The sequence below is a fragment of the Methylobacterium sp. B1 genome (genome assembly GCF_000333255.1).
GTDB classification, from domain to species: Bacteria; Pseudomonadota; Alphaproteobacteria; order Rhizobiales; family Beijerinckiaceae; genus Methylobacterium; species Methylobacterium fujisawaense.
Genome location: NZ_BACT01000572.1, coordinates 1 through 521, shown reverse-complemented (window position 1 = coordinate 521; position 521 = coordinate 1). Strand labels below are relative to the sequence as shown.

The window sequence follows — 521 nt, the reverse complement described above, 5'->3', positions numbered from 1 at the left end:
CGACCGAGACCCACTCTGGCTGGTGCGTCTGCGCGGCCAGCGCGTCGCGCGCGGCGCCCAGCACCGCCGCCTCGCCGGGTCGCGCGAGCAGGAGACAGCCGATCCGCAGCGCGGAGGGTGGAAGGCCGGCGGGCCGGGTCCGGGCGGCGGCCCAGGACGGGAAGCGGACCATCGGCGTTACCGCGCAGGTGCCGCGCAGGATGTCCCGGTAGCGCCGGTCCGAGCCGCGGGCGCGCTCGTAGAGCGCGGCGAGGCAGCGCCAGGGCCGGCGGAGGAGACATTGTGCGAGCAGGCCGGCCTCGTGCCGGGCACCGACCCGCTCCAGAGCAAAGTCGGCACCGGCCGAGAGGCGGATCTCGCGCGCATCCGAGGGGATCAACCCCAGCCAGTGGGCGAGTCCCTGAGAGGCGCCCGGCAGGACGAAATCCTGAACGGCATCGTCCGGACCCCGCAGGACGCGGAGGATCGGGCGCCGGGGTGGCGCCGCGGGATCGCCGCTGTAGCTCAGTACGATCCAGCCG

The 521-nt window shown here is 75.4% G+C and carries 1 pseudogene; it reads right to left on the bottom strand.

What is annotated here, in order from left to right:
* Positions 1-521 (bottom strand): annotated as a pseudogene (locus I53_RS16745) (glycosyltransferase family 2 protein); the annotation flags it as partial.